Origin of the sequence: Amycolatopsis sp. cmx-4-61 (assembly GCF_046548775.1) — a bacterium.
Taxonomy (GTDB): Bacteria; Actinomycetota; Actinomycetes; order Mycobacteriales; family Pseudonocardiaceae; genus Amycolatopsis.
The window spans coordinates 710,346-733,098 of record NZ_JAEBEI010000001.1 but is presented as its reverse complement, the minus strand read 5'-3'; the positions used below and the strand labels follow the sequence as shown (position 1 = coordinate 733,098).

The following is a 22,753-nucleotide window of genomic DNA, read 5'->3' as shown; positions in this document are numbered from 1 at the left end:
CGCGGTCACCACAGTTCGAGCACGCTGTCCGCCGCCTCCAGCAGCGGCGGGTGGTGGGTGGCCACCACGACCGCCGCGCCGGCCGCCGTCGACCGGGCGATCACCTCGACCAGCCACTCCTTGCCCGCGGTGTCCAGCGCCCGTTCCGGCTCGTCCAGCAGGAGCACCCGGTGCGGCCGCGCGGTGACGCCGAGCAGCAGCAGCCGACGGCGCTGACCCGCGGAGAAGTGGCCGGCCGTGACGCGCATGCGTTCACCGAGCCCCGCGTCGCGCAGCAGTTCCTCGTGGTCGCCCAGATCGGCGCCGAACGACCCGGACAGCAGCTCGAGGTGCTGCACCGGCGTCAACTCCGCGAAGAAGTCGGAGTCGTCGAAGAGCACCGACACCTTGCGCCGGAACTCGACGTCCCGCTCGTCCGGCACCTTGCCGTCGACCAGCACGCGGCCGCGCTGGGGCTTCTGCATGCCGTAGAAGCAGCGCATCAGGGTCGACTTGCCGACGCCGTTGGGCCCGACGATCGCCGCGCACTCCCCGGGGTCGACGGAGAAGTCGAGGTCGTCGAACAGCCACAGCTCGCCGGCCCGGACGCCGAGCGCCTTCGCGTCGATCATCGGAGGGCTTCGAGCACCGGGGCGAACTGGTCCACGTTGTGCTCCAGGACGGTGTAGTAGGTCAGGCCGAACCGCTCGCGGTGCGCGTGGAGCTGCTCGGCGACCGCGGCGGGCGAGCCGACGAGCGCGGTCGGGAGCTCGGCCAGCTGGTCGACGCTCAGCAGGCCCTGGGTCAGCTTGGCGAGCTCCTCGAGCGCTCCCGCGCGGTCGTCGGTGATGCTCACGAAGTGGCAGAGCAGGTTGAACTCGGCTTCGCGGTCGCCGAGTTTCCCCCGGACGAACTTGACGCGTTCCTCGATCTCCTCGGCGCTCGCCGGGGCCAGCGCGGCGCCGTCCGGCGTCTTCGTCGTCCCGGTGAAACCGATGATGTCGGCGTGCTCGGCGGCGAGCGTCAGGATCCGGTCGCCGCGGCCGGCGAGCAGCAGCGGGGGCCCCTCCGGGCGGACCGGCGCGGGCTTGTGCTCCGGGTCGGCGTACAACCGCTTGAGCTCGAGGATCGTCCGCTCGAGGTGGTCGACGCGCTCGCGGGCGGACGGGAACGGCATCCCGGCGGCCTCGAACTCCTCCTTGACGTACCCCGCGCCGAGCCCTAGCTCGAGGCGCCCGCCGGTGAACTGGTCGGTGCCCGTGACGTCCCGGGCGAGGAGCACCGGGTTGTAGAACGGCGTGTTGAGCACGAACGTGTTCAGCTTGACGCGCGAGGTGACTTCGCCGGCCAGCACGAGCGCCGGGAACGGCGGCGCCATCCCCAGGTGGTCGGCCGCCGACAGCACGTCGAAGCCGAGGTCCTCGACCTTGCGGCACTTCTCGACCCAGGCGGCGCGGCTGTCCGGCACGATCATGTTGACCCCGAAGCGGAAATCCCCAGTCATGCTGCCCAAGGTACTCAGCGGAGCTTTTCGATCACCGGGGCGAGGGTGGTCAGGTCGTCTTCGAGCACGGTGAAGTAGCTGGTACCGAGGGTTTCGCGGGTGCCCTGCAGCTGCTCGGCCACCGCGTCCGCCGAGCCGGCGAGGACCGTGGCCAGCGCGCCGAGCTCGTCGACGCCGAGGTGCGGCACGAGCTCGTGGGCCGCCTCCAGGGCCGCCCGCCGGTCGCCGGTGATCCGGACGAAGTGGACCATCAGGTTCAGCTCGGTGTCCCGGCCGTCGAGCACCCGCCGCGCGAAGGCGGCGCGTTCGGCCAGCGCGGCGGAACTCGCCAGGGCCAGCCGCCCTTCGGCCGCGCCGGGCGCCGTGCCGGTGAGGGCGATGGTGTCGGCGTGCGCGGCGGCGAAGGTCAGCATCCGGTCGCCGCGGCCGCCGAGCAGCAGCGGCGGCCGCGGCCGGTCGGCGAACGCGCGCTCGATCTCGCCGACCACGTCGACGAGCCGGCCGAACCGGCGGCCGGGCGTCCCCCAGTCGATCCCGGCGGCTTCGAACTCCGCGCGGACGTACCCCGCGCCGATCCCGATCTCCACCCGGCCGCCGGTGAACTTGTCGAGCGCGGCGAGGTCGCGGGCCAGGAGCACCGGGTTGTGGAAGCTCGCGTTGAGCACGTAGGTGTTCAGCCGGATCCGTTCGGTGGCCTCGGCCGCGAGGAGCAGGGCGGGCACCGGCGCGACCCGCCCGAGGTGGTCCACCACGCCGACGACGTCGTAGCCGAGGTCCTCGGCCCGGCGGCACTTCGCCACCCACTCGGCCCGCGAGCCGGGCTCGTACATCGCAACGCCGAAGCGGAACGGTCTCATGGCCGCGAAACTACCGGGAAAGACAGAACGGGGACGCCTGCCGGATGCGGCCGGAAGGCGTCCCCGTTCGCCGGAGGGACTAGCTCAGGCGCTGGGCCAGCGCGTCGAGCTCGTCACGCAGCGAGGTCGGGACCTTGCCGATCTTTTCGAACCACTCCTCGATCAGCGGCAGCTCGTCGCGCCACTCCTCGGGCTTGACGTCCAGGGCGGCCTGGATGTCCTCGAGCGGCTCGGTGAGGCCCTCGGTGTCGAGGTCCTCGGCGCGCGGCACGAACCCGACCGGCGTCTCGACGGCGTTGCCCTTGCCCTCGACGCGCTCGACGACCCACTTCAGGATCCGCGAGTTCTCGCCGAAGCCCGGCCACAGGAACCGGCCGTCGTCGCCGCGGCGGAACCAGTTGACGTAGAAGATCTTCGGCAGCTTGGTCGCGTCGGCGTTCTTGCCCAGGTTCAGCCAGTGCTTGAAGTAGTCACCGGCGTGGTAGCCGAGGAACGGCAGCATCGCCATCGGGTCGCGGCGCACGTTGCCGACCGCGCCCGCCGCCGCGGCGGTGGTTTCCGACGACATCGTGGCGCCCATGAACACGCCGTGCTGCCAGTCGCGGGCCTCGTTCACCAGCGGGACCGTGGTCTTGCGGCGGCCGCCGAACAGGATCGCCGAGATCGGCACGCCCTTCGGGTCGTCCCACTCCGGCGCGAGGATCGGGCACTGCGACATCGGCGTGCAGTAGCGCGAGTTCGGGTGGGCGGCCTTCTCGGCCGAGTCCGGCGTCCAGTCCTGGTGCTTCCACGAGGTCGCGTGCTCGGGCCGGTTCTCCATGCCCTCCCACCAGACGTCACCGTCGTCGGTCAGGGCGACGTTGGTGAAGACCGTGTTGCCCTTCTCGATCGTGCGCATGGCGTTCGGGTTGGTGTGCCAGTCGGTGCCCGGCGCGACGCCGAAGAAGCCGAACTCGGGGTTCACCGCGTACAGCCGGCCGTCCTCGCCGAAGCGCATCCAGGCGATGTCGTCGCCCAGGGTCTCGGCGCGCCAGCCCGGGATGGTCGGCTGCAGCATGGCGAGGTTGGTCTTGCCGCAGGCGCTCGGGAACGCGGCCGCAACGTAGTGGACCTTGGCTGAAGGCGAGATCAGCTTGAGGATCAGCATGTGCTCGGCGAGCCAGCCCTCGTCACGCGCCATCACCGAAGCGATGCGCAGCGAGTAGCACTTCTTGCCCAGCAGGGAGTTGCCGCCGTAACCCGAGCCGTAGCTCCAGATCGCGCGCTCCTCGGGGAAGTGCGAAATGTACTTCGTTTCGTTGCAGGGCCAGGAAACGTCCTTCTCGCCCGGCTCGAGCGGCTTGCCGACCGAGTGCAGCGCGGGCACGAATTCGCGCTCGCTGCCGTCCGGCGCGACGAACTTCTCGAGGGCCGCCTTGCCGGCGCGGGTCATCACGCGCATCGAGGCGACAACGTACGCGAAATCGGTGATTTCGATACCCAGCTTGGGATTGTCGTCACCGAGCGGGCCCATGCAGAACGGGATGACGTACATCGTGCGGCCACGCATCGAGCCGCGGAACAGCTCGGTCATGGTGGCCTTCATCTCGGCCGGATCCATCCAGTTGTTGGTGGGGCCGGCGTCCTCGGGACGCTCCGAGCAGATGAAGGTCCGGTCTTCGACGCGGGCGACGTCGTTCGGGTCGGAAGTGGCCCAGAAGGAGTTCGGCTTCGACTTGAGCTGCACGAACGTGCCCGCTTCGACCAGTTCCTGGTTGATCCGGGCGGCTTCTTCGTCAGACCCGTCGACCCACACCACGCGGTCCGGGGTGGTCAGTTCGGCGACCTCCCGGACGAAGGACAGCACGCCACTGTGCGTCGTCGGCGCGGTGTCCAGTCCGGGGATGGCGACTGCGGTCATCTCTACTCCTGACTTCCGACGACAAATGCGCCCGCACCGGAACGACGTTGTCCCGGTGCGGGCGTCTTTGCCGGCGACCGAATGGCTTCGCACACCGGCTGGCGAACCGGTGTGCGGATTTGGGATTCTTCGAGAGTAACCGCATGACCGGCAGGTAACAGAGAGCTGACGTGTACGTTCTCTCACAGGACCGATAAGGGAATCGATTCAGAAGCCGGCTTTCTTTTCATTGACGACATGAAGAAAGCCCGAGGCGAGAGCCCCGGGCTTTCAAACTATGACTTGGGTCACCCCTAGTTCGGCGAAATCCACTGCCCCGTGCCGGAGTCGATGCGCGCGACGCCTTCCAGCGTCTGCGTGCCGGCTTCGCCCCACGCGGCGTCGGCGGCCGGGTCGCCTTCGTCCCTCAGTCCACTGGAAACTTCCGTCCACTGGCCCGGGCCGGAGTGCTCGAACGTCGTGGTCGTGCCGTCGGATTCGGTCTGCACCGCGATGTCCGCTTCGCCGTCGCCGTCCTTGTCCGTGAAGGCGATGGTGCCGCCGCTCTTCGTCTCGACGATGACGGTGTCGTTGTGGCCGTCGTGGTCGGTGTCGATGGTCGCGACCCCCGCGTCCACCTCGCCGTCCGGCAGGTCCGCGTGGATGTGGCCGCCGGAGTTGTCGTCGCGGCCGCCGGTGTCGGAGTGGTCGTCGTGGCCGCCGGAGCCGTCCTGGACCCACTGGCCGCTGGCCTCGTCGTACACGGCCTGCTGCACGACGTGCCCGGTCTCGTCCAGCACGGCGTAGTGGTCGGCCTCGCCGTCGTGGTTCGTGTCGATGAAGGCCTGGGCGGTGCCGTCGTCGTGCTCGATGATCGCGGTGTCGTTCACCCCGTCTTCGTTCACGTCGTAGTTGACCTCGGCCTGGTACTCCTGGCCGTCGACGTGGACGGTCATCGCGTCCGGGCTGCTCGCGTCGGTGTCGCTGCCGCCGCTCTCGTCGACCCACATGGGACTCCCCCTTCGAACCGGGTAACACGCTCCGACCTGCTGTCTGAGGGTATGACTCACCGTAGGCCCGTTCGGTTCCGCTCCACAACCGGACGGGTGCTCAGGCGGTTTTGTCCCGCAGCGCCCGGATCCGCGTCAGGAACGCTTCGGCGCGCTCGCGGCCGTCGCTGACCTCCTTGAGCCGCTTCGACACGACGGCGATCTTCTTGGCGCGTTCCTGCGCCCCCATCTTGATCGTCTTGTCGACTTCCTTCAGCTCGGCCTCGATCGCGTCGATGCGCCGGCCGAGTGCCTCGTCGAGGGCCATCGACAGCTGCTGCTCGGCCTCGATGAGCTGCTCGGCGACGAGCTGGTCGAGCGTGGACCGGGCGTCCGCGATGGCCTCCACGAGCCACTGCTTCATGTGCTGCTTGTCGGCCGCGTGCTTGCGCGTGCGGGCCATCCACCAGCCGGCGCCGAGGCCGATGATGATCGTCGCGGGCAGCACGACCGGGTTCAGGATCGCGACGCCCGCCAGCGGCAGCGCGGCCACCTTCCCGGCGCCGACACCGCCGGAGATGCCCATGAAGACGAGCAGCTTGTCCTCGGCCGTCGGCGGCTTCTTGTCCGGCGGGCGCAGCACCACCGGCGGCCCGCCGGCCCGGGCGAACTGCGCGCGGATGACGTCGAGTTCTTCGGGCGAGAACAGCTCGGAAAGCGAAACGTTGGTGACCTGGTTCAGGCGTTGCGAAAGCAGCATCGAAATCCGCTGCGACGTCGTCTGCAGCGCGATGTCGACCTGCTGCGGCAGCGCGGCCAGCTCGTCACGCTTGGCGGCGTCGATCAGCTGGCGGAAGTGGGTCTGCGCGTCCCGCATCTGCCGGGCGCTCTCGTGCCCGATCTCGACGCGGGTGCGTTGCACCTCGCCGCGCAGCTTCAGCTGCCAGCCGCGGGTGGACGTCCGGCGTTCCGCCTGCAGGCGGTCACGGCGTTCGCGCAGCTGCTCGGCCTCGGCCTCGCCCGCGGACAGCGCGCGGCTCTCGGCCTGCAGCTTCGCCTTGAGCTCGGCCAACGCGGTCGAGAGCGCGCGCAGCGTGTTCGCCTCGCCGAGCATGGCCGAGCGGCCGACGAGCAGCTCCTGCAGCGCCGTCTGGATCGCCGCGACCCCCGACTTCTCCCGCAGCATGGCGGCCATCTGCTCGTTCGGCGCCTTCGCCGCGGTCTCGAACAACCGCGCCGACACGGGGTGGAACACGGCGTCGGCGAAGCGCGGCGCGTGCTCGCGCAGCAGCTGCCGGTCGGCCTCCATGACCTGGCGCCAGCCGCGGAACATGTCCACCTTGGTCAGCGCGAACACGACGGTCTCGACGCGCTCGCCGACGTCACGCAGGAACTGCAGCTCGGTGGCGGTGAACGGCGCCGACGCGTCGACGACGAACAGGAGCGCGGTGGCGCCCGCGGCGGCTTCCTTGGCGAGCTCGCCGTGCAGCGAGTCGAGCCCGCCGACACCGGGCGTGTCGACCAGCGAAAGCCGTTCGAGCAGCGGCACCGGCCCGGTGACCTCGACGTACCGCGGCGGGAGCTGGCCCGGTGGCAGCTCGTGCGCGGCGGACACCCAGTGGATCAGCTGGCCGAGGTCGATCGGCACGGACGCGAACTGGCCGGGGTAGCAGGCCTGCGCGCCCCACGCCGGGGCGTGGTCGAACACCAGGTAGGTGGCGGTGGCCACGTCGGCGTCCACCGGGGACAGTCCCGGCATCGCCAGCAGCGCGTTGACCAGGGAGCTCTTGCCGCGGTTCGTCTCGCCGACGACCACGACGGCCGGCTTCTTCGGCCGGGTCTTCCGGATGTCCTCGACCCACTTGGCGGCCGCCGGATCCGCGTCGCGGACGACGGTCAGCAGCTGGTCCCGGGCGGCGGCGACCTGCGCGGGCAGGCTCGGCGCGGTCGGCGCGCTCACGGGTTCTTCTTCGCGTAGACGGTGACGATCGGGGCGCGCAGCAGCCGGTCGTGGTCGGCGAAGCCGGTGACTTCAGTTTCCGCGACGATGCCGTCGAGCGCCGGGTCTTCGGTCGGCACCGCACCGCCGGCTTCGTGGCGGGCCGGGTCGAACCGCTCGCCGTCGGGCCGCAGGGCCTGGACGCCGATCGCGGCGAGCCCCTCTTCGAGGCGTTCGACCACGCCGCCGCTGCGGGCGCGGTCCAGGGCGTACAAGCACATCCGGATCAGCGCTTGGCGATCGGCGAGGGCCCGCTCGAGCTCGCTCACCTGCTGCAAGGGGTGCACATCGGTGTCCGACGCGGCGGAGCCGCGGTCGGTTCCGTCCTTGCGAAACCACGCCATGACCACAGTCTGGCGGACTCAGCCGCCGTCCGGGAGCGCAACCGGGCGGAGGAACCGGATCAGGATCGTCCGGAGGATCGCCTGTTCGGCGGCCAGATCGAGGCCGGGGTCGAGACTGGCCCGCGAAATCATCGCGTCGACCAGCCCGGCGACCCAGCCCGCGGCCGCCCGCGGTGCGACGCCGGGGTCGATCGACCCGGCGTCGACGGCTCGCTGGACCAGCACCGCCAGACCGTCGCGGAGGGCAGCGTCGTTGCGGTGGATCAGCTGGGCGAACTCCTCGTCGCGGGCGGCCTGCGCGGCGGCTTCCAGCACGATCCGGACGACCCCCGGCTGCGCGACCTGGCCCGCCAGTTCCGCGACGACGTCGAGCAGCGCGGCCAGCGGGTCGCCGGCCTCGGCGGCGGTTTCGAGGCGCGCGGCCGTCTCGGTGGCGTCGTCGGTGAAGATCGCCGTGAACACCGCGCGCTTGTTCGGGAAGTAGTGGAAGAGGCTGCCGGAGCTGATGCCCGCGGCACGGCAGATGTCCGCCGTCGTCGTCCGCTCGAACCCCTTCCCGGCGAAACAGCCGGCGGCGGCGTCGACGATCGCGCGGCGCTTGGCCGCGTGCTTGGCCGGGTCGACGGTCCTCATCGCTCGACCGGCTCGTCCTGCCAGGGGTAGCCGTGCTCGGCGAAGGCGGGCGCCAGCTCGCGGCCGGTGAGGTCGGTCTTCTCGCGGGCGATCTCCCGGCCGTCGGTGGTGCGCAGGACGAGCTCCTTGCCGTCGAGGTAGACGGCCGCGAGCTCGGCCTCGATGCGCCGGGTCTTGTCGCCGCGGACCAGCGTGACCCGGGTCGGCGACACCCGGACGACGAGCCGATCGTGGGCCCAGATCGCGGCGAACACCAGGCCGAGCCCGAGGCCGCCGGCGACCGCGGCCAGCGTCGCCCACGGCTGCGGCAGCTTCGTGAGCACCTTGAACACGCCCTGGAACGGGAACGCGGGCAGGTCGCTGACCCAGGCCGCGATGGCCCAGACCCCCACGCCCAGCGCGCCCCCGATGAGCGGGCAGCCGACCCAGGACCCGGTGCGCAGCCACGACGGCTCGTCGACGGTCGTCTCCATGCCGCTCATTATCAGACCGCGCGCTCGGTTTATGAAAGCCGGGGTCAGGCGAGCTGGTCGATCACCTCGCGGAGCACGGCTTCGAGGTTCGGGCCGTTTTCGGCGAGGCGGGAGGAGACGAGCAGCTGGTCTTCGGCCGTGCGCAGCCAGATCGAACCGGCGACCGAGATCTCGATGACGTTGAGGCGGAAGGGGTACGCGCGCCGGCCCAGCCGGACCTCGGCCTCGCGGACCAGCTGGCCGAGCCGCTCGCCGGCGACGATCTGGCGGCGGTAGAAACCGGGGGCCCACGGGGTGCCGCCCGACGGCTCGCCCGCGCCGCGCAGGGCCGGGCCCCGCGCGTTCGCGAAGTGGCGGGCCGCGGCCGGACCGAAGAAGTCGAGGGCCTGCCGGATCGCCGAACCCGCCGCGAGCGCGGGCCTGCCGTAGCGGGAGCGCGAACTGCGCGGATCCGGGTCCTCGCGGTTGCGCAGGAAGGCCAGCAGGTCGACCCACCAGTCGGCCCACTGCGCCTGGACGGCCGCGCGGTCGATCCCGGCCGGGACGTGCACCGGGACCTGCGGCTCCACGGGCGGCAGCACCTGTCCTTCGGAAACGGACAGCGCGAGGGCGTCACGGATGTACAGCGCGGCGTCGATCTCGTTCTCGCTGCTCCAACCCGCTCGCCACGATGTCGTGTTTTCCAGTCGCACGTTTTCACAGTACGCGGGATAAGGCGCTCACCAGGCGAAGTCGGGCAAGGAGAGACAAACTCAAGCTTCCCGGAGCTGTTGCCAGATCAAGAAGTACGCGCGGTGCACGACGTGCGCGACGCGGCTCTGGGCGGGTGTCGCCCCGAAGGAGGCGAAGGAACGCCACCAGCCCGCGCGCTCGAGCGCGTGCGCGGCCAGTTCCGGCCGCCGGGCGCCGGGCTTGCCGAGCTGGGCGCCGATGTCGGCGTTGCTGCCGACCCGCAGCACCTCTTCCGACAGGTCCTCCGGCATGTCGACCGCGCCGGAGGCGACCAGCGTCAGCGCCTCGAGCAGCCGCAGCTGGTGGGCCTCGGGCTTGGCGAGCAGCACCTCGATGGCGTCGTGGACGCGCTGGCGTTCCGCCGGGTCGGCCGAGGCGTGCGCGAGCGCCGTCACCGACGCCAGCGCCGCGGCCGCCTTGATGCCGTCGGCGCGCGCGGCGAACACCACCGCCAGCCGCTGGCGGACCGCTTCCAGGCCGGACGCGTCGAGCAGCGCCCGCCGCAGCGCGCCCGCCGTGATCTCGGGTTCCTTGCGGATGGCGTCGACGGCGTGCGAGATCCCGAAGAGGTCGAGCTTCTCCAGCAGCCGCAGCCGGGTGCCGGCCGGGACGTCGCACTCCCAGCTGGTGAAGATGTCGGCCGAGATCAGCATGGTCTGCAGGACGTCGTCGTCGAGGCCGGCGAGCTGCCGCAGCGCCTCGGCGTCGGCGGAGGTGAACCCGCCGGACTCGGCGGACTCGGCGATCAGCCCGATCACCGGCAGCACGTCGGCCACCCGCGGTTTCAGCGTCGACGCCTGCTTCTCGGCCAGCAGCGTCGCGGCCTTCCAGACGTCGCCGCCGGAGCCCTCGACCGACTCCGGCGCGATGGTGTCGGCCTTGTTGAGCACGGCGATCGCGTTGACCGGGCCCGCCTCGCGGCTCGCCGTGGCCGCGGTGAAGGCGGCGAGGGCCTGCTGGTCGTCCGCGCGGACGCCCTGGGTGACGACGTACAGCACGGCTTCCGCGCCGGCGACGGCGTTGCGCGAGGTGTCGTCCAGCTCGTCCGAGCCTTCTTCGTCCGCTTCCTTGCGGTGCTTCGCCGCGCCCAGCAGCTGCTCGGTGCGGGACACCGAAGCGGCGTCGAGCGAGCCGAGGCCCGGGGTGTCGATCACCGTCATGCCCTGCAGGACGGCGTTGGTCAGGTACGCCTCGATGTGCGACACCCGCTCGATGTCGACGCCCAGCTCGGCGGGGATCATGCCGTCGGCGGCGAACGGGAGCACCTGCTTGCGGCCGTCGGTGAAGACGATTTCGACGCGGTCCACCGTGCCGTACTGGAACCGGGTCACCAGCCGGGTGCACTCGCCGATGTCGGTCGGCGCGACCCGGCGCCCGATCAGCGCGTTGACCAGCGTCGACTTGCCCGACTTGATCCGGCCGGCGACGGCCACCTGCAGCGGCGCCCCGAGCCGGCGCAGCACCTCGGCGAACCCGGCGGCGGTGCGCGCGGAGACCTGCGGCTGCAGGCGGTGGCACAGGTTGGCCACCGACATCGACAGCGGACCGGCGAGCCGGCCCTGCTCCGGTGACGTCACGGCCCCCAGCCCTCCCCCGACATGCGGACAACCCGTGCGGACAACTCCTGAATCGTGCCATGCGCCTCATCCCCAGGTCGCACCGAAGGTGGTACCGGCGACCGACGCGCGCTCCCGGCCGCGCGACCTACTGTTGGGAGGGTGCGACGGCTGAGCCTCTGGATGCGTGCCCACCCCATGGCGGGCGACACGGTGCTCGCCGTCCTGCTCGGCCTGGTCGACCTGCTGCTGTTCGTCGCCGACGGTTTCGCCGAATTCGCCGAAATGCCGCCCTGGTACATCGCCGTGCCGGTGAACCTCGCCATGGTGGCGCCGCTGGTGTTCCGGCGGAAGTCGCCGCTGTGGTCGGCGTACGTCGTGCTGGTGATCAGCGTCGTGCACGGCACGCTCCAGCTCGGCATCTCGAGCGTCGCCGGCCTGGCGATGAGCATCTACTCGGTCGTCGTCTACGCGGGGCGGCGGCAGGGGCTGGTGTACGTCGGTGCCGTCGTCGCCGGGTCGGCCGTGCAGCTTGCGCTGGGCCCGGCGGACGAACTCGTCGTCTCGGTGCTGTTCCTCGCGTTCGGGATCGCGCTGTGCTGGACCCTCGGCGAGTTCGTCGGGGCCCGGCGTGCCTACGACGTGGAAGTGGAGGCCCGGTTGCACCTGCTCGAGACCGAACGGGACCAGGCCACCCGGATCGCGGTGGCCGAGGAGCGCGGGCGGATCGCCCGCGAGCTGCACGACGTCGTCGCACACGCGGTGAGCGTCATGGTGGTGCAGGCCGACGGCGCGTCCTACGCGCTCCAGAGCAACCCCGAGCTCGCCCAGCGGGCCCTGCAAACGATTTCCGAGACCGGCCGCGGCGCGCTCGGCGAGCTGCGGCGCCTGCTGGACGTGCTGCGCAGCGACGACGCCGACGGCGAACCCCGGGTGCCGCAGCCGGACGCGCACGCCGTCGCCGAGCTGGCCGACCGGATGCGCGCCGCCGGGGTGCCGGTGGACCTGGAACTCGGCGACCTCGGCGACCTGCCGGCCGGCGTCTCGCTGGGCATCTACCGGATCGTGCAGGAGTCGCTGACGAACACGCTCAAGCACGCCGGGCGCGGCGCGACCGCGTCGGTGCGGGTGCAGCGCACCGGCGACCTGGTCGAGGTGCTCGTGTCCGACGACGGCGCCGGCCGCGTCCCGCAGCTGGTCCCGGCCGGCCGCGAACCACGGCTGCCGGGCGGGAACGGCCTGATCGGCATGCGCGAGCGCGCCCACCTGTACGGCGGCACGTTGGACGTGGGCCCCGCTCCGGGCGGTGGGTGGCAGGTCCGCGCGGCCCTGCCGGTTAGGTTGGACAAGTGATCCGGGTGGTGGTCGTCGACGACCAGGAACTGATGCGCGTCGGGTTCCGCATGGTGCTGGGCGCGCAGGCCGACATCGACGTCGTCGGCGAAGCGGGCGACGGCGCGCAGGCCATCGAGCTGGCGTCGCAGCTGCGGCCCGACGTCGTGTTGATGGATGTCCGGATGCCGGTGCTGGACGGCGTCGAGGCGACGAAGCGGATCGTCGCCGACGGCACCGCGCGGGTGCTGGTGATGACGACGTTCGACCTCGACGAGTACGTCTACGCGGCACTGCAGGGCGGGGCGAGCGGGTTCCTGCTGAAGGACACCCAGCCCGACCACCTCGTGTCGGCGTTGCGCGCGGTGGCTTCGGGCGACGCGGTGGTGTCGCCGTCGGTGACGCGCCGCCTCCTGGACCGGTTCGTCGGCACCGGCGGCTCACCGATGCGCGACACGGCCGAGCTGGACGTGCTGACCGACCGCGAGCGCGAAGTGCTGGTCCTGATCGCCAAGGGCATGTCGAACCTGGAGATCGCCGAGGCCCTCTTCCTGTCGGAGGCGACGGTGAAGACGCACGTCGGGCGGATCCTGGCGAAGCTGGAGCTGCGGGACCGGGTGCAGGCGGTGGTGCTGGCCTACGAAACCGGTCTCGCCCGCCCCGGCCTGGCTTAGCGGTAGCCGTCCGGTGGGGTGGTGGCCGGGTCCTTGCCCGCGTTGCGGACTTCGGTGAGCCAGCGGCCGAAGTCCGGGCGGTCGCCGTCGATGTCGGTGTAGCCGTACTCCTTCATCAGCGTCCAGGACGCCAGCGTCCGGCCCGCGAAGCGGGCGACCTGCGGGTCCTGGGCCAGGGCCGCGACGCCGCGCGCCAGGAGGTACGGCGTCTCGGAGATCTTGAAGTCCACCGGCGCCAGCTTGCCGACCGCGTCTCGCCAGTTGTCTTCGGTCACCTCGAAGTGGTCGAGCATCGATTCCGAGCGCAGGAAGCCCGGCGTCACGGCTAGGCCGACGCAGTCGTTCTTCTTCAGCTCGACGCCGAGCGCGCGGCCGAGGGCGCGGATGCCGCACTTCGCCAGGTAGTAGGGGAGGCCCGCACCGACGTAGTCGTCGTTGTCGCCGTCGGTCACCTCCAGCACCAGGCCCCGGCGCGCGACCACCAGCGGGAGGAGCCGGTGCAACGCGATCAAGTGCGTGTCGAGGGCGTTGTGCGTCAGGGTGAGCGCGTCTTCCAGGGGCGTCTCCCAGAACGGCGCGTCGAAGTGGAAGTACATGTCGCCGCCCCAGACGTCGTCGACCAGGATGTCGATGCCGTCCACTTCGGACTCGATCCGCGCTCGTAGCGCGTCCACATCGGACACCGAGGTGAAGTCGCAGCGGACGACGACGGCCTTGCCGCCCGCCGCCTCGACCAGTTCGCCCGTCTCCTCGATCGTCTCCGGGCGCCGCATCGGTGACACCGTTTCGCGCGTCGTGCGGCCGGTGACGTACACCGTCGCGCCCGCGCGGCCCAGCTCCACCGCGATCGCCCGGCCACACCCGCGCGTCGCCCCGGTGACCACCGCGACCTTGCCTGCCAAGCTCAGTGCCCGATTCGCTTCGTTCGCGAGCTCACTCATGCGTCCTCCCGTCCCCGCCACGCGGACAGCACCGCGTCGACGTCCTCCGCCAGCCGGTCGGCGAGCCGTCCGTGCGGCCGGATCGACCAGTCGAACGACACCCCGTTGATCACCCCGAGCACCGCACGGGCCGCGCGCGGCACGCTCGGCGCGTGCGGCAACGACGAAGCCGCCGCCCGCACGAGCCGCCGCAGCTCTTCTTCCACCGCCGTGAAGTGCTCGCCCAGCAGCGACCGCAGCACCGGGTCGCCGATGTCCACGCCGAGCTGGCCCAGGTGGTTCGCCGCTTCTTCGGCGTCGCCGAGCACCGCGTAGACCGACACGGCCGCGGCGCGCAGGCCGTCGACCGGGTCGTCCGCCCGCTCGGCGCACTCCCGCATCTGCTCGACCGCCCGCCGCGTGGCCCGCCGGCTCATCGCCTGCAGCAGGCCGCTCTTGGAGCCGAACCGCTGCGCGACCGTGCCGACCGAGACGCCCGCTTCGGCAGCCACCTGCGCGAGCGTGAACCCGGGGCCGAACCGGCCGATCACGGTCTCGGCCGCACTCAGCAGCCGGTCGTCGGTGATGCTCCTCGGCCGGGCCACGCCATTATTGAACCACAGTTCATTAATGGGTGGCGAATCAGGGTCGGCTCAGGGTCATCACGGATCGCGCATCGGCCGAAGAGCCAGCAAGGTACTACTCAGGTAGGGGGAACGGTTCGGCCTACAGGGTGACGCGCGAACCGGCCTCGACCCGCGACGATGAACGCGTCGTAAGCGAGGGGCGGAAGAGGAGCAGTCATGATCGAGGCAACCGGCCTCACCAAACGGTACGGAAAGACGCTGGCGGTGAACAACCTTTCGTTCTCCGTGGCCGCGGGCCAGGTCACCGGCTTCCTCGGTCCGAACGGCGCGGGCAAGTCCACCACCATGCGGATGATCCTGGGCCTGGACAACCCGACCGGCGGCCAGGTCACCATCGGGGGCAAGAAGTACCACGACCTCAAGGAGCCGCTGCGCACCGTCGGTGCGCTGCTCGACGCGAAGTGGGTGCACCCGAACCGCTCGGCGCGCGCCCACCTGCTGTGGATGGCCAAGTCGAACCGCATCCCGGCCGCCCGCGTCGACGAGGTGCTCGAGATCGTCGGCCTGACCAGCGTCGCGAACAAGCGCGCCGGTGGGTTCTCGCTCGGCATGTCGCAGCGGCTCGGCATCGCCGCCGCCCTGCTCGGCGACCCGGAGGTGCTGCTCTTCGACGAGCCGGTGAACGGCCTCGACCCCGAGGGCATCCTCTGGATCCGGAAGTTCATGCACCGGCTGGCCGAGGAAGGCCGCACGGTCTTCGTCTCGAGCCACCTGCTTTCGGAGATGGCGCTGACGGCGAGCAACCTCGTCGTGATCGGGCGCGGACAGCTGATTTCACAGTCGTCGACCGAAGACTTCGTCGCCCGCGCGGCGGAGAACACGGTCAAGGTGCGCTCGCCGCAGCTGGCCGAGCTCCGCGAGGCGCTGCAGCGCGCCAGCGCCGGCGTCACCGGGGACGAGAAGGCGCTCGTGGTGTCCGGGATGGACAGCGACAAGATCGGCGAGATCGCCGCCGCGAACCGGATCGTGCTGCACGAGCTGAGCCCGCAGACCGGCTCGCTCGAGCAGGCCTTCATGCAGATCACCGGCGACTCCGTCGAGTACCACACCGGCCTCGACGCCGAGGCGCAGCACGTGCTCGAGTCCGCCAAGTAACCGGGGAAACCAAGATCATGAACCTGCTCGCGGTCGAACGCATCAAACTGTTCAGCACCCGCTCGCCGTGGTGGTGCGCGCTCATCACCCTGGCCCTGACCATCGGCTTCGCGGCCATCCTGGCCGGCGCGTCGCCCGCCGACTCGCCCATCGCGGTGTCGGCCACGCAGTTCGGCGGCTCCCAGTTCGGCATCGCCGTCGTCATGGTGCTCGCCGCGCTCGCGGTGACCACCGAATACCGCTTCAACACCATCCGCACGACGTTCCAGGCGGTGCCGCACCGCTCGCCGGCGCTGATCGCCAAGGCCGTCGTCGTCGCGCTGATGGCACTGGTGATCGGCGAGATCGGCGCGTTCGGCGCGCTGGGCCTGGCCATGCTCATGCGGCCGAACGACCACCTCGGCCTGCACACCACGCAGGACTGGCTGAACGTCGCCGGGCTCGGGCCGGTGTTCGCGATCAGCGCGGTGCTCGCGGTCGCGCTGGGCGTCCTGATCCGGCACAGCGCCGGCGCCATCGCCCTGCTGCTCATCTACTACTTGGCCGCCGAGCAGCTGGTGCAGCTGATCCCGAAGGTCGGGAGCCACATCCACGAGTGGCTGCCGTTCAACGTGGCGAACAAGTTCCTGCGCGGCTCGGCGGTCGTCGACGGCCCGGCGCCGTCGGACTCGCCGCTGAGCCCCGGCTGGGCGCTGGCGTACTTCGCCGGCATCGCGATCGTGTTCCTGCTCGTCGCGCTCGGGGTCGCGAAGAAGCGGGACGCTTGAGGGGATAAAGGGGAAAACGGGAATCCGGGTCGCGCTGTCGGGGGGCGACCCGGATTCCCGTTTCGCAGTAGGCTTCCCCCGACGGACGGGGAGCCCCATGATCGAAGCCAGCGCACTGACCAAGCGGTACGGCGCCACCACCGCGGTCGACGGACTGACGTTCACCGCGCGGTCGGGGCGCGTCACCGGGTTCCTCGGCCCGAACGGCGCCGGCAAGTCCACGACCATGCGGCTGATCCTCGGCCTCGACACCCCGGACGCGGGCCGGGTGCTCGTCGACGGCGTCCCGTACCGGCAGCTGAAAGATCCACTGAGGACGGTCGGCGCGATGCTGGACGCCACCTGGCGCCACCCCGGCCGCAGCGGGCGCGACCACCTGCGCTGGCTGGCCGCGACCAACGGCATCCCGGACAAGCGCGTCGAAGAGGTGCTCGCGCTGGTCGGCCTGACCAGCGTCGCCAAGACGCGCGTCCTGCAGTACTCCCTCGGCATGCAGCAGCGGCTCGGGATCGCCGCCGCCATGCTCGGCGACCCCCGCGTGCTGCTGTTCGACGAGCCGGTCAACGGCCTCGACCCCGAGGGCATGGCCTGGATCCGGCAGCTGCTGCACTCGCTGGCCGCCGAAGGCCGGACGGTGTTCGTGTCCAGCCACCTGCTGCCCGAGATGGCGCAGACCGCGCAGGACCTCGTCGTCATCGGCCGCGGCCGGCTGATCTACCAGGGCACGATGGCCGACTTCGTCGCGCAGACGAGTGCACACGGCGTGCGCGTCCGCACCCCGCACGCCGACCGGCTGCGGACGGCGCTGACCGGGCAGGCCGAGTTCACCGAAACCGGCGGCGCGTTCGTGGTGTCCGGAGTGGACAGTGACCGGATCGGGCAGCTCGCCTTCGACGCCGGCGCGACGCTGCACGAGCTGAGCCCGATCACCGGCTCGCTCGAGCAGGCGTACCTCGACCTCACCCGTGACGCCGTCGAGTTCGCGGTGTCGTCCCCGGAGGCCTCCCGATGATCACCAACCTCCTCCGCGCCGAGCGCATCAAGCTCTTCAGCACCCGGGCGCCGTGGTGGTGCCTGGCCATCGCGCTCGCCGCGCCGCTCGGCTTCACCGCGCTGTTCTTCGCGCTGGCCGGCCCGGAGATCCCGGCGACCGTCGGCAACACCCAGCTCGCCAGCGGCAACGGCCGGACCGTGCTGCTCGTCCTCGCGGTGCTCGCGACCGCGTCGGAGTTCAACTGGGGCACCATGCGGCTGACGTTCCAGGCGGTGCCGAGCCGGGTGCCCGCGCTGGTGGCCAAGGTCGCGGTCGTCGGCGTGCTGGGCGCGGTGCTCGGGCTGCTCGTCGGCTTCGGTTCCTGGGGGCTGGCGTCGCTGGTGCAGCCGGACGCCGACCTCGCGCTGCATTCGGCCGCCGCCTGGCGTTCGGTGCTGGGCCAGAGCGTGGTCTTCCTGTTCACCGCGGTCGCCGGGGTCGGCGTCGCCCTCCTGCTGCGCAGCGTCGCCTTCGCGCTGACGGTGGTCCTCGTGTGGACGCAGGTGCTGGAAGGCGTCCTCGTCTTCGTCCCCGGCATCGGCAAGCACATCTACCAGTGGATGCCCTTCCACGCGGCCGACCAGTTCGTCGGCGCGGGCGGGTTCACCGGCGGCGCGTTCCAGCTGCCCGCCGCGCCGCTCGGCCCCTGGGGGTACCTCGGCTACTTCGCCGCGATCGCCGTGGCCCTGTTCGTGGCCGGTGTGCTCGTGACGGCTCGGCGCGACGCCTGAGCGTGACCGCGGTCTCATTACTCCACAAATCCTTGTTAACAAAAGGTGAAACACCTGTGGCTTCTCTCACAGGGGCCGGACATACTGCTACGACCAGGCAATATTCGAAGTGAGCACCGGAACCGTCTGAGCTCCCCTGGAGGTGAATCTTGACGGTGGACACCGGGCAAGAATTGGGCGGCACGATTCCCCGGGCCCGCGTCGAAGACGACGCTCCCCGGCTGGAACCCATGCTGGACCTCGAATGGTCGCGGGCGATCGAACTCCCGCAGGCCGCCATGACGGCGGCGACACCCGCCGAGCTCCGGCGGGCGTGGGTGCACCGCGCACCCGAAGACAGCGTCCTGGCCCTGTTCCGCGCTTCGGCCGGGATGGCGGGCCCGATCCCCGCGCCGTGGTGGCTGCGCGCGGTCGCCGACGGCAAGCTCGATTCGCGGGAACAGGGTTTCCGCGTCGAGGACCGGATCGCGCAACTGCTCGGCCGGCGCCCGGGGTGGGAATTCGTCCCGTGGGCCGCGGACGGCGAATCCGGCTACTGGGAGTTCATGCCGTCCGAACGCGGGAAATCGGGGCACGCGATTCCCACGACGGTGATGAACACCGACCGGCACACCGGCTGGATCGACGTCCTCCCCGCGCACACGGGCCGGACGCCGGACCCGATCCCGGTCGCCGGGCTGGCGGGCCTGCGATCTCGGCTCGGGGTGTTCGAAGCCGTTCGTTAGTCCATCCATGCCCCCGCCACCACCCTCGACGGAGGCGCGGCGCGCCCAGCTACATTCCATGGGTGGAGAACGAAGACCAGCCCCGGCTGCGCAGCGTGGTCAGCTACGTCAAGCGCGGCGGCCGGATGACCGTCGGGCAGCAACGCGCGTGGGACGAACTGTGGCCGAAACTGGGTCGCACCGTCGGTGAGCTGCCCGCCGGGACGCTGGACTTCACCGAGTGGTTCGGCCGCGAAGCGCCGGTGATGCTGGAGGTCGGCTCCGGCATGGGCGAGACGACCTCGCAGCTGGCCGCCGCCGCGCCGGAGCTGAACTACGTCGCGGCCGAGGTCTACGACCCGGGCCTCGGCCAGCTGATGCTGCGCGCCGAAAAGCTGGGCGTCGAGAACCTGCGGCTGCTGCACGGCGACGCCGTCGTGCTGCTGACCGAGCACGTCGAGCCGGACTCGCTGCACGGCGTCCGGCTGTTCTTCCCGGACCCCTGGCCGAAGAAGAAGCACCACAAGCGGCGGATCGTGTCGCCGTCGTTCGCCGCGCTCGTGGCGTCGCGGCTCGCGCCCGGCGGCACCTTCCACATGGCGACCGACTGGGAGAACTACGCCGAGCAGATGCTCGAGGTCTGCTCCGCCGAGCCGGCGTTGAAAAACCGGTACGAAGGCTGGGCGCCGCGGCCCGAGTGGCGGCCGGTGACGAAGTTCGAGCAGCGCGCCGACGTCGAAGGCCGCGTCTCGCACGACCTCATCTTCGAACGGCGCTGATTCGAGAAGCGCTGAAGGGGACTCTCCCCGGATCCCCTGCGGAGAAAGTCCCCTTCAGCTCACTACCCCCGGTGTCCGCCCCTCCCCCGACAGGGAGGCGAACGCCTATTCGTCGGCCAGCGGCTCCGCCTGGACCCGCTTGAGGGCGGGCGTGCAGACCGACGCGCCGAGCAGGGCCACCCCGACCCCGAGCACCACCGGCGCCAGCAGCCACGGGCTGAGCACGATGCCGCGCTCGTCGACCATGCTGTAGAGCCCAACACCGACCAGTACCCCGACGATTCCCGCGCCGATGGTCGCGACCAGCGCGGGCAGCGCGGCCTCCATCCGCAACGCCCTCGCCAGCACCCGCACCGGCGTGCCCGCGGCCATCAGCGCCCCGAACGTGCGGCGGCGGTCCATCACCGAGCCCGCGGTCGCGACCGCGGCGCTGCAGCCGGCCAGGATCCCCGCCGCGAGCAGCCCGATCACCGTGACCCGGCGCAGGTCGCCGAGCTCGGTCTGCTGGTTGAACAGGTACTGGTCACGGCTGCCGATCTCCACGCCCGCGGCCGGCGCGGCGAGCGCCGTCCGGACGATTTCACGGTTCGCGTCGGTGGTCGGCGCGACGACCGTGACGTACTTCGGCGTGAATCCGTCCGGCAGCGCGGCCGGGTCGACGATCGACGTGCTCGACAGGTCCGCGTCGGCGGGGTGGACGACTTCCGCCCGCGTCCCCGACCGGACCGCCACCGCCGGGCCCTCCCAGTTGTCCGCGAGCCGGTACTGCGCCAGGTCGATGGCCGAGTCGCCGAAGACGGCGGGGCCGCCCGCGCAGTTCTCCGGCGTGAGGCCGAAGCGGGTCAGCTTGACGGCGTCGGCGCAGGTCATCACCAGGGCGCGGTGGCCGTGGCGGTCGTTGCCCGTGCCCTTGACGAGGTAGACCTCGCCGACGGCGACCGCCTTCTCCTGCTGGCCGTACTTCTGCAGGGAGGCGTTGGCCTGCTCGACGATGGCGCTCGCGTGCCGGCTGTCGGCGTCGACGTAGAGGACGGAGTCGGTGAAGGACCGCCCGCCGCCGGCCATCGATTCGAACGTCGGCAGCAGCGTCAGCGCCATCGACCCGGCGAACACCGCGAGCACGATCCCGGCGGACGAGCGGTAGGCGCCCTTCGGGTCGTCACGCAGGCGGCGGCCGGCGAGCAGCGCGGACGGCCGCCGCCAGACCCGGACGAACGTGCCGCCGACCGCCGACGTCACCCACGGTCCGACGATCGCGGCCGAGCCGACCAGGAAGAACAGGCCGGCCATGACGAACCCGATGCCGCCGTACTCCTTCGCCGTCGTCACCGCGACGAGGAAGAACGCCCCGGCCGCGGGCAGGGCCAGCAGCCGCCACCAGTGCAGCGGCTTCTTCGTGTGGCCGCCGGTGGCGAACAGCGGGTTCTTGAGGACGCGGCGCAGCCCGAGGACACCGGCCAGCACCACGAGCACCGGGATGGCCACGACGACGGCCACCGTCAGGCCCACCGGCAGCGCGAAGTCGGACGCGAGCCAGGTGCCGCCCGCCCACGGCACGAACGACGCGAGGCCGTGCAGCGCCGGGCTGAGCAGCAGGCCGAGCAGCGCCCCGATCCCCGCCGACAACGTCGTCTCGGCGGCCACCATGTTCGTGACCTGCCCGGGGGTCGCGCCGGCCAGCCGGATCGCGGCGAGCCGCCGTTCGCGGCGGGCGGCGGTCAGCCGCGCCGAGGACGCGACCAGCACCAGGCTCGGCACCAGCAGCACGATGATCCCGACCCAGGACAGCAGCATGAGCAGCGGGTCCGGGCTCGCCTTGCCGCTGGGGAAAGCCGTCAGCGGGTAGGCGTTCTCCGGCATCGCGTCCGGCGTGTGCCCGACGAGCGCGACGAGCTGTTCCGGGAAGCGGAGGGCACCCTCGCCGAGGGCACCGACGGGCTTGCCGAACCGGTCCCCGAGCTGCGCGGCCGGGCTGGCCTGCAGGAGCCGGCCGAGCGCGGGGGACACGACGGTCTCGCCCGGCCCCGGCAGCTGCGGCACGCCCGGCGGCAGGGCGATCGACCCTGCACCGGCGACCGGCGCGATGTCGACGCGGACGATCTGCTGCCCGTCGAAATAGTCCGTGGCGGAGTTGAACAGCAGCTTCTGCGGGCCGTCGAGCTGGTAGCCGACGTGGTGTTCGCCCTGCCAAAGAGCGCGCTGTTCGCGGTTCTGGGTGGCGAACGGCAGCGTCGCCAGCAGCAGCACCAGCCCGGTCGCGACGGCCACCCCGATCGCGGTGAGGATCGCCGACGTCCGGGTCCGCCGGTCCACCCGCAGCACCCGCAGGGCGATCTGGAGGGAGTTCACGCCGCCAGCCTCGTCGCGATCAGGCCGTCGCGGATGGCCACGGTCTTCGGCATCGACTCGGCCAGCTCGCGGTCGTGGGTCACCACGATCACCGCGGCGCCGGTTTCGTGGGCGGCGCCGAGGAGGGCGTCCATCGTCTCGCGGCCGGTGCGCGTGTCGAGCGCGCCGGTCGGCTCGTCGGCGAAGATCACCTTCGGCCGGTGGGTCAGCGCCCGCGCGATCGCGACGCGCTGGGCCTCGCCGCCGGAGAGCTCACCGGGACGGCGCTTCTCCTTGCCGGCCAGGCCGAGGCGCGCAAGCCAGCCGCGGCCGGCGTCGATGGCCTCCTTGCGCCCGAGCCCCGCCAGCAGCGACGGCAGCGCGACGTTCTCCTCGGCCGACAGCTCCGCAACCAGCATCCCGGACTGGAAGACGAACCCGAACTCGGTCCGGCGCAGCTCGCTGCGCTTCTTCTCGCCGAGGTGGTCGATCCGCTGCCCGGCCAGGAAGATCTGCCCGTCGTCGGCCCGCAGGATCCCGGCCAGGACGTGCAGCAGCGACGTCTTGCCCGAGCCGGACGGCCCGACGATGGCGACGGCGTCCCGCGGCTGGATGTCGATGTCGATGCCGGCCAGGGCGAACTGGCTGCCGTAGCGCTTCACCAGCCCGCGGCCGGAGAGCACCGGGCCGTTCGTCGCGTGTGGAGTGTTCGGGTCCACGAGGTTCTCCCTCTCGGTTCGGATCTTGCCGCCGACGAGCTTCGCCGAGACCGGGGGCCGGCCACTTCGGGCAGACGGC

The 22,753-nt window shown here is 71.4% G+C and carries 23 protein-coding genes; 8 read left to right on the top strand and 15 right to left on the bottom strand.

Annotated features, from left to right (window positions below):
• Positions 1-5: 5 nt before the first annotated feature.
• The 11 genes from ACLJOU_RS03565 to ACLJOU_RS03515 form a co-directional block, all read right to left on the bottom strand.
• Complete coding sequence (locus ACLJOU_RS03565) at positions 6-611, bottom strand: ATP-binding cassette domain-containing protein (protein WP_410563035.1); 606 nt, start codon at positions 609-611, stop codon at positions 6-8.
• The gene (locus tag ACLJOU_RS03560; protein ID WP_410563034.1) at positions 608-1,483 is read right to left on the bottom strand and encodes an LLM class F420-dependent oxidoreductase; all 876 of its coding nucleotides are present in this window, start codon (positions 1,481-1,483) and stop codon (positions 608-610) included. The genes ACLJOU_RS03565 and ACLJOU_RS03560 overlap by 4 nt, the downstream gene beginning before the upstream one ends.
• Positions 1,484-1,497: 14 nt before the next feature.
• Complete coding sequence (locus ACLJOU_RS03555) at positions 1,498-2,340, bottom strand: TIGR03621 family F420-dependent LLM class oxidoreductase (protein WP_410563032.1); 843 nt, start codon at positions 2,338-2,340, stop codon at positions 1,498-1,500.
• Positions 2,341-2,419: 79 nt separating this feature from the next.
• A complete protein-coding gene (locus tag ACLJOU_RS03550) occupies positions 2,420-4,240 on the bottom strand; it encodes a phosphoenolpyruvate carboxykinase (GTP) (RefSeq protein WP_410563030.1) in 1,821 nt (606 codons plus the stop codon).
• Positions 4,241-4,533: 293 nt separating this feature from the next.
• Positions 4,534-5,229: a hypothetical protein gene (locus ACLJOU_RS03545; protein WP_410563029.1), complete on the bottom strand. Its 696-nt coding sequence runs from the start codon at positions 5,227-5,229 to the stop codon at positions 4,534-4,536.
• Positions 5,230-5,329: 100 nt separating this feature from the next.
• Positions 5,330-7,168 (bottom strand): dynamin family protein, encoded by a 1,839-nt coding sequence (locus ACLJOU_RS03540; RefSeq protein WP_410563026.1) that lies wholly within the window; start codon positions 7,166-7,168, stop codon positions 5,330-5,332.
• Positions 7,165-7,551, bottom strand: coding sequence for a nucleotide exchange factor GrpE (locus tag ACLJOU_RS03535; protein ID WP_410563024.1), 387 nt, complete (start codon positions 7,549-7,551; stop codon positions 7,165-7,167). The genes ACLJOU_RS03540 and ACLJOU_RS03535 overlap by 4 nt, the downstream gene beginning before the upstream one ends.
• A gap of 18 nt (positions 7,552-7,569) precedes the next feature.
• Complete coding sequence (locus tag ACLJOU_RS03530; protein ID WP_410563023.1) at positions 7,570-8,184, bottom strand: TetR/AcrR family transcriptional regulator; 615 nt, start codon at positions 8,182-8,184, stop codon at positions 7,570-7,572.
• Positions 8,181-8,657 (bottom strand): hypothetical protein, encoded by a 477-nt coding sequence (locus ACLJOU_RS03525; protein ID WP_410563021.1) that lies wholly within the window; start codon positions 8,655-8,657, stop codon positions 8,181-8,183. Before ACLJOU_RS03525 ends, ACLJOU_RS03530 begins: the two co-directional genes overlap by 4 nt.
• A 44-nt stretch (positions 8,658-8,701) precedes the next feature.
• On the bottom strand, positions 8,702-9,349 hold the full coding sequence (locus ACLJOU_RS03520) for a hypothetical protein (RefSeq protein WP_410563019.1): 648 nt from the start codon (positions 9,347-9,349) through the stop codon (positions 8,702-8,704).
• 60 nt (positions 9,350-9,409) lie between these two features.
• Positions 9,410-10,924, bottom strand: coding sequence for a dynamin family protein (locus ACLJOU_RS03515; protein WP_410564700.1), 1,515 nt, complete (start codon positions 10,922-10,924; stop codon positions 9,410-9,412).
• A gap of 219 nt (positions 10,925-11,143) precedes the next feature.
• Between ACLJOU_RS03515 and ACLJOU_RS03510 the strand changes: the two genes are divergently transcribed.
• Positions 11,144-12,298 carry a sensor histidine kinase gene (locus ACLJOU_RS03510; RefSeq protein ID WP_410564699.1) on the top strand — a complete coding sequence of 385 codons (1,155 nt, stop codon included), beginning with the start codon at positions 11,144-11,146 and terminating at the stop codon, positions 12,296-12,298.
• The gene (locus tag ACLJOU_RS03505) at positions 12,295-12,951 is read left to right on the top strand and encodes a response regulator (protein ID WP_410563017.1); all 657 of its coding nucleotides are present in this window, start codon (positions 12,295-12,297) and stop codon (positions 12,949-12,951) included. The genes ACLJOU_RS03510 and ACLJOU_RS03505 overlap by 4 nt, the downstream gene beginning before the upstream one ends.
• Here ACLJOU_RS03505 and ACLJOU_RS03500 read toward each other — a convergent pair.
• Both ACLJOU_RS03500 and ACLJOU_RS03495 read right to left on the bottom strand, forming a co-directional pair.
• Complete coding sequence (locus ACLJOU_RS03500; protein ID WP_410563014.1) at positions 12,948-13,892, bottom strand: SDR family NAD(P)-dependent oxidoreductase; 945 nt, start codon at positions 13,890-13,892, stop codon at positions 12,948-12,950. The genes ACLJOU_RS03505 and ACLJOU_RS03500 overlap by 4 nt on opposite strands.
• The gene (locus ACLJOU_RS03495; RefSeq protein ID WP_410563013.1) at positions 13,889-14,476 is read right to left on the bottom strand and encodes a TetR/AcrR family transcriptional regulator; all 588 of its coding nucleotides are present in this window, start codon (positions 14,474-14,476) and stop codon (positions 13,889-13,891) included. Before ACLJOU_RS03495 ends, ACLJOU_RS03500 begins: the two co-directional genes overlap by 4 nt.
• A 198-nt stretch (positions 14,477-14,674) precedes the next feature.
• Between ACLJOU_RS03495 and ACLJOU_RS03490 the strand changes: the two genes are divergently transcribed.
• The 6 genes from ACLJOU_RS03490 (at position 14,675) to trmB (ending at position 19,627) form a co-directional block, all read left to right on the top strand.
• Positions 14,675-15,613, top strand: coding sequence for an ABC transporter ATP-binding protein (locus ACLJOU_RS03490; protein ID WP_410563011.1), 939 nt, complete (start codon positions 14,675-14,677; stop codon positions 15,611-15,613).
• 17 nt (positions 15,614-15,630) lie between these two features.
• A complete protein-coding gene (locus ACLJOU_RS03485; protein WP_410563009.1) occupies positions 15,631-16,380 on the top strand; it encodes an ABC transporter permease in 750 nt (249 codons plus the stop codon).
• Between the two features lie 97 nt (positions 16,381-16,477).
• Complete coding sequence (locus tag ACLJOU_RS03480; RefSeq protein WP_410563007.1) at positions 16,478-17,392, top strand: ABC transporter ATP-binding protein; 915 nt, start codon at positions 16,478-16,480, stop codon at positions 17,390-17,392.
• Entirely contained in the window at positions 17,389-18,144 is a 756-nt protein-coding gene (locus ACLJOU_RS03475; protein ID WP_410563006.1) for a hypothetical protein, read from the top strand. The genes ACLJOU_RS03480 and ACLJOU_RS03475 overlap by 4 nt, the downstream gene beginning before the upstream one ends.
• A gap of 173 nt (positions 18,145-18,317) precedes the next feature.
• Positions 18,318-18,869, top strand: a complete 552-nt coding sequence (locus tag ACLJOU_RS03470) for a hypothetical protein (protein ID WP_410564698.1) — start codon at positions 18,318-18,320, stop codon at positions 18,867-18,869.
• 62 nt (positions 18,870-18,931) lie between these two features.
• The gene (trmB, locus tag ACLJOU_RS03465; protein WP_410563005.1) at positions 18,932-19,627 is read left to right on the top strand and encodes a tRNA (guanosine(46)-N7)-methyltransferase TrmB; all 696 of its coding nucleotides are present in this window, start codon (positions 18,932-18,934) and stop codon (positions 19,625-19,627) included.
• Positions 19,628-19,732: 105 nt separating this feature from the next.
• On the opposite strand, the gene ACLJOU_RS03460 is transcribed toward trmB, so the two are convergent.
• Together ACLJOU_RS03460 and ACLJOU_RS03455 are read right to left on the bottom strand one after the other, a co-directional pair.
• Entirely contained in the window at positions 19,733-21,976 is a 2,244-nt protein-coding gene (locus ACLJOU_RS03460) for an FtsX-like permease family protein (protein ID WP_410563003.1), read from the bottom strand.
• Positions 21,973-22,674: an ABC transporter ATP-binding protein gene (locus tag ACLJOU_RS03455; protein WP_410563001.1), complete on the bottom strand. Its 702-nt coding sequence runs from the start codon at positions 22,672-22,674 to the stop codon at positions 21,973-21,975. The genes ACLJOU_RS03460 and ACLJOU_RS03455 overlap by 4 nt, the downstream gene beginning before the upstream one ends.
• Positions 22,675-22,753: the final 79 nt, after the last annotated feature.

Bases quoted from the DNA above. Each gene is read 5' to 3' on its own strand.
- ACLJOU_RS03565 (WP_410563035.1), bottom strand. From the start codon at position 611: ATGATCGACGCGAAGGCGCTCGGCGTCCGGGCCGGCGAGCTGTGGCTG.
- ACLJOU_RS03560 (WP_410563034.1), bottom strand. From the start codon at position 1,483: ATGACTGGGGATTTCCGCTTCGGGGTCAACATGATCGTGCCGGACAGC.
- ACLJOU_RS03555 (WP_410563032.1), bottom strand. From the start codon at position 2,340: ATGAGACCGTTCCGCTTCGGCGTTGCGATGTACGAGCCCGGCTCGCGG.
- ACLJOU_RS03550 (WP_410563030.1), bottom strand. From the start codon at position 4,240: ATGACCGCAGTCGCCATCCCCGGACTGGACACCGCGCCGACGACGCAC.
- ACLJOU_RS03545 (WP_410563029.1), bottom strand. From the start codon at position 5,229: ATGTGGGTCGACGAGAGCGGCGGCAGCGACACCGACGCGAGCAGCCCG.
- ACLJOU_RS03535 (WP_410563024.1), bottom strand. From the start codon at position 7,551: ATGGCGTGGTTTCGCAAGGACGGAACCGACCGCGGCTCCGCCGCGTCG.
- ACLJOU_RS03530 (WP_410563023.1), bottom strand. From the start codon at position 8,184: ATGAGGACCGTCGACCCGGCCAAGCACGCGGCCAAGCGCCGCGCGATC.
- ACLJOU_RS03525 (WP_410563021.1), bottom strand. From the start codon at position 8,657: ATGGAGACGACCGTCGACGAGCCGTCGTGGCTGCGCACCGGGTCCTGG.
- ACLJOU_RS03515 (WP_410564700.1), bottom strand. From the start codon at position 10,924: ATGTCGGTGGCCAACCTGTGCCACCGCCTGCAGCCGCAGGTCTCCGCG.
- ACLJOU_RS03510 (WP_410564699.1), top strand. From the start codon at position 11,144: ATGGCGGGCGACACGGTGCTCGCCGTCCTGCTCGGCCTGGTCGACCTG.
- ACLJOU_RS03500 (WP_410563014.1), bottom strand. From the start codon at position 13,892: ATGAGTGAGCTCGCGAACGAAGCGAATCGGGCACTGAGCTTGGCAGGC.
- ACLJOU_RS03490 (WP_410563011.1), top strand. From the start codon at position 14,675: ATGATCGAGGCAACCGGCCTCACCAAACGGTACGGAAAGACGCTGGCG.
- ACLJOU_RS03485 (WP_410563009.1), top strand. From the start codon at position 15,631: ATGAACCTGCTCGCGGTCGAACGCATCAAACTGTTCAGCACCCGCTCG.
- ACLJOU_RS03480 (WP_410563007.1), top strand. From the start codon at position 16,478: ATGATCGAAGCCAGCGCACTGACCAAGCGGTACGGCGCCACCACCGCG.
- ACLJOU_RS03475 (WP_410563006.1), top strand. From the start codon at position 17,389: ATGATCACCAACCTCCTCCGCGCCGAGCGCATCAAGCTCTTCAGCACC.